This is a genomic window from Nostoc sp. PA-18-2419 (assembly GCF_005869855.1).
Taxonomy (GTDB): domain Bacteria; phylum Cyanobacteriota; class Cyanobacteriia; order Cyanobacteriales; family Nostocaceae; genus Nostoc.
The window spans coordinates 1-9899 of record NZ_SZNH01000086.1; the positions used below are offsets into that span (position 1 = coordinate 1).

Below are 9899 nucleotides of genomic sequence, written 5' to 3' on the forward strand. Positions count from 1 at the left end.
GTACATACAAATCATACAAATAGTCAGTTGCCTCACAAAAAACCTAGAGGAGGTAAGTTAACCAAAGAGCAAAAGCAATCTAACCGGACTTTAGCGAGTCGTCGAGTCCTGATTGAACATGTTAATCGGCAGTTAAAAGTTTTTCGGATTTTGAGTCAGCGCTACCGTAATCGCAGGAAACGTTTTGGATTGCGCTGTCATTTAATTGCTGGGCTTTATAACTACGAAATTCAAAAAGCCTAAATTCCTGTTGAATTTAACTCAATCCTCCACCATACCACAAAACTTTTTTGCAAGAGGTCTAATGGCTGACTTCAAGTCAGAATGGGCTATTTGTAGTTGAGCGATTACTTCACGCTCATTAGGCTGTGTTAATTCCGGTCGTCGCAAGACTAAAGCTGTGACGCGACTGGGGGTGAGAGGACGATGGGAAGAAGAGCTAACCCTGGGGGAAGCGTTTTTTCTTGAACCTTGTCGCGGTTCAAATCCGGGCAAGGTCTTGAGATAACGAGTGAAGCGAGAAACTGTGGCATAACTACCGGTATAGCCGCAGGCGCAAATTTCCTCAAACAGTTTTTGGGTGTTGTGGTTACCGCTATTCCAGCGACTTAGGAGGTAATCATGATAAGGGTTGAGAAGACTGAGACCTTGGTCGCTACGTTGGCGACGTTCGGTAAAAGTTGAGCTACGCAAGTAATTAGATACGGTATTTTTAGAAATTCCCAGGGATTGAGTGATTGCTTGCCCTGATAAGCCAACAGACCGTAGTCCCCAAACTTGCTCATGGATGTCCCTCCGTCTGTCCCGTGCCTTGGCGGATTGAACTTTTCTTTTTAAAGATGTGTTTTGGGGGAATCTTGGCACAACTATGCAGGGATTAGCCTCAGTAATCAGGGAAAGTTTATGTGCTGTTTCCACCTCTTTTAGCACTTCAGTATCAGTATTAAAAACTTGTTTTTCCACTTCTTTTAGTGCTTTGGTACTCATACCAAAGACTTGCTCAAGCGTTTGAAATAAGTTTTGCAATAGATGAAAACGGTCTGCAACTTGAATGGCTTCTGGTGCGCCTTGACGAATACCACTTTCATAAGTTTTTGACCGATCTCGTGAGACGACTTTGACACCAGGGTGAGCTTTTAACCATTCTGCCAAGGTTTCGGCCTTAGCATCTTTTAGAAGAGCGATTGGTCGGCTGCGTTCTAGGTCAATTAATGCTGTGCCGTAAGTTTTACATTTACGAAAACAGAAATCATCTACCCCAAGAGTATGTGGCGTTACGATTGGTGGTAGTGGGATGGAGCGGACTAAATTTAACAGTGTGTTGCGAGAAACTTTTATTCCCCAATGCTGTGAGAGTCTTACCCCTGCTGCACCACCATTAGCTAAACCAATCACACTCAGTCGTTGAGCTAAACGTAGAGTTCTTCTCGCCCAAGGTGTGGTTACATTGGTCAGCCTTTCTGTAAAAATCTGCCTTCTGCCCTCTGCCCTCTGCCTTACCCCAACCTAGATCACCTAAAGTTGCCAAGAACCAATTTATGATTCAAAGGATATTTACTGCTACAGCAAAAAGTTTCTCAAGAGACTGAACTAGCAGGAATAACAATGACTAGGTTTGTAATAAAAAACTCACTAGCGTTTTGACAGCTCGTGCCAAGGCACGAAGGCATTCTCTAGACCGTATAGCGCTGGAGCGAGTTCTGGATGGTGGCGACGCAAGATCGAGAGCATACTGTTATCATTGACCCACTCGATCCCTTCGGGCGTGAAAACATTGACGTTAAAACCCTCAGCCATGAAGCGATCGCTTTTAATCCGGCGTGATGCCATCAGAATAAACACTCGAAACGCCGTGTCGCTAAAGCCAAAGCCTTCGGGTGGCACTTCAGCGAACATACCGACCATGAGATCGAGTGCGTCTACATTGTCTTTGCCTTTGGTTTGACCGTAAATAGCGCGGAGTTGTTTGGGAAGCCCCTCATGCGGAGAATTGCAGAATTCGTCAAAACTCTTGATCGGTTTGAGATGGAACAACTCACGGAACCGATTGTATCGAGGCACACCACGTTCGCGATCACGGAGGATATCGATAGTGGCTAGATCAATAGTTTCGGTGTTAATTTCCCGCTTACCATCAGGTCTGGTTAGCCCCGGAGTCTCGCGCGTCAGATCGCGCATATAGTTCGGGTAATTGTGTAGGGTGATTGCCCCAGGGTTCGCTCTTCCGAAGGAGTACCAGAGATTATTTTGCCATTCTCGCTCGGTCATCCGATCTGGCATTTGCACCTTTGGATGACCCAGGTGGATCAGGTCTTCTTGTGCGCCGATGATTCCCTCAATCCCGTTCTTCTGTGTCAAGTCGAAGTTTTGTAAGAGATTTCCATCTTGAAGATTCAGGATCTCTAAGTTGTCGGGCATCAAAGGATGTAAGCGGTACACTGAAACAAATTCTTCGGTTAGCGTGAAATCAACCTTGTGATGATCTACGCCGGAGTTAGGAATTCCGCTAAAGGCTTCCGTAGGGCTGATGCGTCCAAAGGTCTTGGTAAAATTCTCGGTTAACAATCCCCACCAGTTGGCTTTCATACCGATCTGCAAGGCGGGATTTTGCAAAATCGCTGGTGTCCACTCGACTGTATGGATTTTCGCGATCAAGACACTGTTGATCGCGCGAGCTTTGGCAAACAATTCGTCGTCAGAGAAAGACAGATACAACTGAGCCAAGCGATCGCAAATCGCGTTATGTTCTTTGACAAAAAGTGCGTGCAATAAGCTCAAACCCAGCCACCAGTTGCCCACGAAGCCAGAAACGGCTAGCCCTTCCGGATCGCTTGGATCGTAGGGAATATTACCTTGTGCATCAATGTATAGTTTGCCTCCGGGGATGAGTTGCTTGGTGGTGGGGTCGGTTCGTAAAATCAGACTGGCTTGGGAATTGTTTCCATATATCTGAGAAGCATCCCACCAATGCGATTCCGAATTGACGTAAGTCTGCGGATATTGCAGCTGACCGTCGGGAGACTGCTGTCGCTCTCGCTCGTAATTGCGGGTGGGATCGGGACGAGTCCTTCCCACAGCCATTTTCTCCTGATTCCAACTGTCTCCTTCCGGTAAGGGAATATTGATAGGATTGGCGCGATCCGGTTCACCATGATTAAACCAGTCGTGGGTTTGGAATTGAATCCACGCTGCCGCAATTAGATTTAAGGTTGTTGCCGGAATAAACTTTTCACGGGACAACAATTCTCGGCTGATACTTCGCGGGTTAGGAGTCAGTAAGTTTTTCTCATCGGGAAAAGCGTCTTTCAAGGGCACATTTCTGCCGAACCGCGCACAGGGATGAGAACGGTTATGCAACATCGCGTCTCCTGATGGGTCAGTGGTTTCGCTACCGCGTCCCATACTCGGTTTTTCGAGATCGTTGTAACACCCGTCGTCACGCCGTTCTATCAGGTCATGGGGACGTGGAAGTGGATCTTGTCCGTTGTCGATCAAACCACTGGGATTGGTAACTGGGATTTGGTTAGTTCCATGTAAGTTCTTAGCCCGTAGAACTTCTCGAACCGCACCTAAGTTGATCACGCCGAACCAAGTCGGCAACTCGTACCACTTGAAAAATCGGTTCAGTAGCGAGAACGCGCTTATATAGAACTTGCCAGAGAGGGATTCGGCGTAAAACTGTCGTAACAAAACTCGTGCTACTAAGGCCAACAAGGTAGATATCGCAAAGATATAACCTAAAACGCGGACAAGTCCATGCCCCTGCGGGATTGAGGCAACTACCCAGGCTACATACAGAATCAGATGCAATAAACCTCGTTCCCAGCGCACAAAAGAAAAAGAATCTGAGAATGGCTCGACATGAGGTGTTTGATCTCTGAGGGAAACGGGCCGTGGGGTTCTTAATCCGTTGATTCTGCCTGGGAACCAAGCAATAACAATATCTAACGTCCACCACAAAGTCACTAAGAGATCGAAGCGCGGACTACTGAGGAGATCCGGGGAATGGAAAATCGCCCGCTCTAGAGTCTCCCAAGTCCAAACATTGGCCGGAAATCCTTGCTGTTGCAAGAGAAGCTGTATAGACCAGTATAAATGAGTAGTGTAGGCTACGTAGCTCATTGTCCAAAAAGCTCGCCACAGTGAAGTCGGCCCCTGTCGATGTTGTAAGAGAAACAGCCAGTAAGCGGGAATCAATAAAAAGATAGAGACTGCGGCAGCCAGAAAAGTACGCTCGTAAGTGACATTAGAGAGCAGGCGGGCGATCGTGGGTTGTTGTTGGGCGACACCAGGAGCCACAATATAGCTCACAGCCAACAAAACCAACCCTAATAGGGTAACGATCAAAAATTGAAAGACCCACTTCGGTTTGGGTTGCGTAGATTGTGGATGATTGTTAACCATGATTGCCTTTGAGAAATCGAGGAATAGAAATGTTGAGTACTCGATTTGGAAATATTTGTTTAGTCATGTTATTGATGCGGTTCGTCATGCCAGTGCGCTTGATGTTCTCGTTGTGTATTCGTGTAGCCCAATCCAGACGCAAATAGGTCGTCGTAATAAGAAAGGTCTAGGTGGTGCGCCTGTAACCAAATACCCGGCACGAACAAACCATCGGCATGGGCGGGAAAACGCCCGTGGGTTTTCATCAAATAACGACAAATGTCCTTAATACACTCGATAACTTCGGGGCGATAGGGTGGAACTTCTCGAATGTATGTGTTCTCTTGTCCTTCGCGGAAAATGCGACTGAACAAGCTGCGATCAGAGTAAAGTTCGTGCTTCTCTTTGACAAGAGTATCTACGGCTTCCTCGACAGTGTAATTCGGCGGGCATAAACACTTGATCAGCCAGTCATCTTCGGTGGCTGATTTCGGGTCTACTCCGGGACGCAACAGACCGCAGGGGTTCGCTCTCATGGGCKGTTTCGGGGTTGCCCAACGCAACAGATCGACGGTGAATTGCTGTAGGAATGTCCGTTGGGGAATGTGCCATCGCACGTTCAGCACTCCTTGCGTTTCAGGCGAGGCGAAGGGATCTCCCAAAAGATATGGGGGGCCAATCGAGGCATGAATCCAGCCCCCTAATCCCATAGCCTGTAGGCACAGTGCTAAATTTCGTTTGCCTAGCGGTAACTTCAAGTTTTTGTTGAGGGCGAATTCGTCATCTTTAATATCTGATGGGTCTTTTATCCACTTCTGGACTCCCGCCGATTGGTAGAAATTGCGATCATCCACAAAGGTCGGACGTGCAAGTGGGTCTTCGGTTAACACGTACATTAAGGCGTTAATGTACTGTCGGGACAAATCTACAATCGGCAACAACACCGTGCTACCAGCTACGTTAGATAAAAAGCGGTTTGAGTCGAGATAGAAGGGAAAACGCCGATATTTCTCCGATGAGAAAATTCTTTCGTCGCTAATCTTAACTTTTGCCGCCTTGGCCCGCAAGATTAATGACTCTGGAGAGAATAAAGTCTTTTCTGGTTCTGGATCGAGGTGCTTAAGAAAGTATGTGCCACTGTCGTTCAGTAACAGAAAGTAGGTTGGCTGGGAGTTATCGGTGCTTCCAGCAGCACGACCTTTGAAACTTAAATTGGGTGTTCCGAGAATCGGTTTTCCCTTCGGTGCTGGCGCGTCTTCAAACGGGCGATCTGGAAACGTTAGTCCAGTCACGCCTGTGGCGGCGATGAGTAACGCTTCTTCCAACTCGCTCAGTGGTTGCACGCGATCAAATGGGGGACGTGGGGTATGTGAAAGCGAACCAGCGTTGATTGATGGTAAGCCGCATGAAATCCGCCGGGAGCGACGATGAAAAATAGCATCTAATAAAGGGTATTTACTTACGGACTCAAATCCTAAGTGTTCTGATCCCATATTCAAATCTCAGTCTTAGTAAAAAATTTTTGTATCCCTGTATACAGTTTAATAGGAGTAAAGGCTTTATTGAGGACTAACGCAAAGAGTTCTCAATAATTGACGTATATATCGCTGTGTTGTAAAAACTCTATCAAGATAGAGCTTTTTTAACTGATTATCGGAGGAGTTGTTGACGCAGATGATCCCACTCCTGTTTTCTAATAATGTCGTTTGCTAGGTCTTCTAAGTTCTTGATATTTTGAAGGTCTGTGACATCGATATTATCATTACCCTTACCCTTATCTAAGAATCCTTGAAAGCGATAGTATTGTGGGGGTTTATCCTGAGCTTTTGGTAGCAATTGATCTAATTGCACAGCTACTGATTCACTTGAACCATCAAGGGTAATATTGAGAAGCGGCTCTAACCATTTAAGTAATCCCCAATTTTTTGCCTGCTCGTAAGAGAATCTACGGGTAAGTGAACCTGTACCTACTGAGACAACTAGAATCTCATCCAAGTCTATTTTTTCCCCGACTTTTTTCTTGTCAATTATAAGTTCCATAATCGCTAGTGAGGCCGGATTATTCGCAAAGACACCACCATCAACTAACACATAGAAACCATTGGTATCTGGGTGATTTGTGGGTACTTGGTAAGGTTCAAAGTAAGTTGGAGCAGCAGAAGATGCCATTGTTGCTTGTTTCATCTTAAAGTCGGTACATATCTTGCGAAAAGATCTAGATTTCTGTTCTTCTTTGGATGGTTTACTTGTAAAGAAGACAGGCAATCGTAACGTAATATCATAACTGGTGATGAATAATTCCGTTAACGCTTCTTCGATGTGAGTGTCTCCCAAATATTTTGTTAAAACCTCATCTCTACCCTTTGAAGAATACTTTGGTCTGATTATGTCATCTACTTTATTCAAACGCTCTAGAAAAGGTTCATAGAAAATATCTCTTCCATCTTGTCCTCGAAATATGTCGACTAGCTGTTCAGCAGTATAAGCAGGTTCTTGAGGATTATTAGGGTTTGGCTTAGTCAGACCAGCAGCTAACAAACTTCCTGATGAAGTACCAGCGATTAGATCAAACATTTGGAAAATTCTATTCCCTGTCAATTCCTCAATCTTCGCTAAAATCTTTGCAGATATTAACCCGCGAATACCTCCACCATCGATTGATAAAATCTTATATTTATAAGGCATATTAATCTCCTTCATTACTATTAGTAATTGACGACTTTTGATTGCAATTAGTAGTACTTGCCCAATAATATTTTTGCAGCGGTTGATAAGTGTTTATCTCAACTTCCAAGACATTGTTGAATTTTGATATAATTTAAATCATTATTATTGGCTTGCTAGAAAAACTATATTTGATTAAAAAAATCAGGTATGAGTGTTAAGTACATTTTTTACAATAACCTTAGTTGATAACAAAAAAGATATCAAATAAACTCTATAGAACAGTAGGGTTCAGTCAAGAGAATTGAGGTTAAAACTGGCTAAAAATAAGTCACTGCTAAGTTTCAATATTTATTATTACGTTTAAGCGAATTCTCCAATAGTACTCTCAAGGGTTAGGGCAAACGCATCTAAATATTGACAAGCCTGAATCAGGGTGAAATACATCAAGGCTAAAACCATATAAGGCTTTAGTGGAAATTAAATCTCCCTCTGTATGGAAATGATAATCATTACGATGGTTGAGTTAGAGGCAGCCGACGGCTGCCTAAATTTTCACGGTCTTTAATTTGGAAGGTAACGAAAGGTAAGCTTAACTCGTTTCCCTTCATACTGTTAATGCATATATTTCATTATTGATGAATATTAAGAGTAATAGTTTTATTGGAGCCTATAACTTCTATTCCCTTTTTTCCCAAGCGTGTAACAGTATGAAAAAGCGTTGTTTTTGGAATAACTGGACCATGACCTGCATTTTTTGGCCAGTCAGAGCCTTTTTTAACTTCAACTACTCGATAGGGCCAGTAATCATCTGATATCAAAATTTCCGGAATACCAATGTGAAGCTCCCAATTGAATCCGGATCGCTGACCAATAACCTCTAGTAAATGCTGAGGCGTATCTTGAGATGTAAATATCTGTGCAGATTCGATCTCAGCTAATTGGACTACATCGTCAATAGTAACTTGATTAGCCATTTTGAGTATCTCCTAAATAATACTATCAACCTGACTTTTTGCTTTTCTATAAACCATAATAGTTTGAATTTTATCTAGAGAAAACCTATATAACTAATACTTTTTCAGATAAACCTCATATAAAAACTCAGGGCGAACGCATCTAAATTGGGAAAAGTACTAATTAGAGGTGTATGATGAGTAATAAAAAATAATTACATAATATAACTTGTGAAGAGAGCGATCGCTAAAAATGATATTGTCATTCTCAAAGTAGAATGAAGCCAGAGAAGCGTGAAACTAAAGCCGAAAATCATGATTACTGACCACTTTGCAGTGATAGAAGACCCACGAACAGATCGAAGCAAAAGGCACGAGTTAATCGATATCATAACCATTGCTATCTGTGCTGTAATTTGTGGAGCAGACGGTTGGGTAGCGATAGAAACATACGGATGTGCGAAGTATGAGTAGTTGAAAACATTTTTAGAAGTACTAAATGGGATTCCATCTCCTGACGGAGACGCTACGCGAACACATGATACTTTTACAAGAGTGTTTGCACAAATAAACCTTCAAGAGTTTCAGTCATATTTTCTGGGTTGGATGAAATCAATACAAAAAATAACCGATGGGAAAGTGGTTGGAATTGATGGGAAAAGTTTATATGGTTCTTATGATAAAAGTAATGACTCTTGTACAATACAAATGGTGAGTGCATGGGCGACTAAAAATAAATTAGTTTTAGAATAAGTAAAGGTAGACTCTAAATCGAATGAATTCAGGGCAATTTCAAAATTATTAGGGCGTATCATCAATTAAGCAAAATAACAGAAGCAGCCAAATAAATTGCTTATGTTGCAAAAACTTGCAAAGGGCAAAAGCTCTGTACAAATTAGAATCAGTGATACCAATTGTTTATGAAGCTGCGCTAAATAAAGCCTCAAGAATAAAGTCGTAGGAAGTGACAGAGGCAATCATCGAAGGTGTAATTTCTTTGAGAATATCAGTTAACTTGTACTGTAGTTGTGTGAGTGTTTTACAATTTTCAAGCTTGCAGTTGAGATTTGAGAAATTCCCAAAACCGCTCAATGGGGTTGAGTTCAGGAGAGTGAGGAGGTTGAAAAATCGGGATGATGTTATCTGGGATATCGAGAGCTTTGGCTTTGTGGAAAGCTCCTTGGTCGAACTGGATAACCGCGATATCATCACCTCTTGTCAGCAGATAGCAACTCCAAAAAGTGTTGAAAACAATCACTATTAAGGTAGGGGAACTCATAGAAAAAACTGTATCCACTTAGGGGTTCTACGACTCCATATAAATAAAAGTTTTTACGTTCTCACCCAACGAGTTATGGTTGCTTCATCACGCGCTAAACGTTCTGCCAACGATCGCCTGCTGCTGACTTCACCACTCTTAAGCCAATAAAGCATTTGTAATCTTTCTTTGCTGCTTGCTGTTATGGCATGTTTGAGAGCTTTCTCTAATTGTTTTTGGCTTTCTAATATCTCAACTTGGAATGGACGACTCATCACAAAATTACTCAATGCACTCATCTATCAGTTTGACGTAGTTTGGCGCATCTTCATACAGAATTGGTATTATCCCTCTTTTGTTACTTTAGGTAAAGAAAAATAGAGAGAAGATTAACTAGCAATAGAGAAAGGAATGGGAAAAGCTCGAAAACCATTCATCAATTCAATTAACTTAAGGAAACAGCGTCTCATCCCAGGAATGTTGAATACATCTAACCAAGGTAACAGCAAATGGTAGAAGATATAAGGCTGAGCAATTAGTCTCAAGTTATTCAGTGAACTTTTCCATGTCATGCCCGTTTCCCACTCCCGATGTTGGCTAAATTCAGTAGTTGATGCATTGATGGATGAAGAGGAATC

The 9899-nt window shown here is 42.9% G+C and carries 8 protein-coding genes and 2 pseudogenes; 2 read left to right on the top strand and 8 right to left on the bottom strand.

What is annotated here, in order from left to right; translation table 11 throughout:
- The coding region (locus FCR06_RS31880) for a transposase family protein (RefSeq protein ID WP_138506889.1) at positions 1–243 on the top strand (243 nt) is incomplete at its 5' end.
- 18 nt (positions 244–261) lie between these two features.
- Here FCR06_RS31880 and FCR06_RS31885 read toward each other — a convergent pair.
- The 5 genes from FCR06_RS31885 to FCR06_RS31905 all read right to left on the bottom strand — a co-directional run bounded on the left by FCR06_RS31885 (position 262) and on the right by FCR06_RS31905 (position 8024).
- Entirely contained in the window at positions 262–1395 is a 1134-nt protein-coding gene (locus FCR06_RS31885; protein WP_223280397.1) for a transposase, read from the bottom strand.
- Positions 1396–1632: 237 nt separating this feature from the next.
- Positions 1633–4404: a peroxidase family protein gene (locus tag FCR06_RS31890; RefSeq protein ID WP_223280398.1), complete on the bottom strand. Its 2772-nt coding sequence runs from the start codon at positions 4402–4404 to the stop codon at positions 1633–1635.
- 68 nt (positions 4405–4472) lie between these two features.
- Positions 4473–5876: a hypothetical protein gene (locus FCR06_RS31895; RefSeq protein WP_138506891.1), complete on the bottom strand. Its 1404-nt coding sequence runs from the start codon at positions 5874–5876 to the stop codon at positions 4473–4475.
- 157 nt (positions 5877–6033) lie between these two features.
- Positions 6034–7068, bottom strand: coding sequence for a patatin-like phospholipase family protein (locus FCR06_RS31900; protein WP_138506893.1), 1035 nt, complete (start codon positions 7066–7068; stop codon positions 6034–6036).
- 611 nt (positions 7069–7679) lie between these two features.
- Positions 7680–8024 carry a hypothetical protein gene (locus FCR06_RS31905; RefSeq protein ID WP_138506895.1) on the bottom strand — a complete coding sequence of 115 codons (345 nt, stop codon included), beginning with the start codon at positions 8022–8024 and terminating at the stop codon, positions 7680–7682.
- Positions 8025–8297: 273 nt separating this feature from the next.
- Here FCR06_RS31905 and FCR06_RS31910 point away from each other — a divergent pair.
- Positions 8298–8753, top strand: a pseudogene (locus FCR06_RS31910) (ISAs1 family transposase); the annotation flags it as partial.
- A 298-nt stretch (positions 8754–9051) separates the two neighbouring features.
- Here FCR06_RS31910 and FCR06_RS34110 read toward each other — a convergent pair.
- The 3 genes and pseudogenes from FCR06_RS34110 to FCR06_RS31920 all read right to left on the bottom strand — a co-directional run.
- Positions 9052–9282, bottom strand: coding sequence for a transposase (locus FCR06_RS34110; RefSeq protein WP_223280399.1), 231 nt, complete (start codon positions 9280–9282; stop codon positions 9052–9054).
- A 53-nt stretch (positions 9283–9335) separates the two neighbouring features.
- Positions 9336–9536 carry a hypothetical protein gene (locus FCR06_RS34115; protein ID WP_223280400.1) on the bottom strand — a complete coding sequence of 67 codons (201 nt, stop codon included), beginning with the start codon at positions 9534–9536 and terminating at the stop codon, positions 9336–9338.
- Between the two features lie 114 nt (positions 9537–9650).
- A pseudogene (locus FCR06_RS31920) lies at positions 9651–9899 on the bottom strand (IS701 family transposase); the annotation flags it as partial.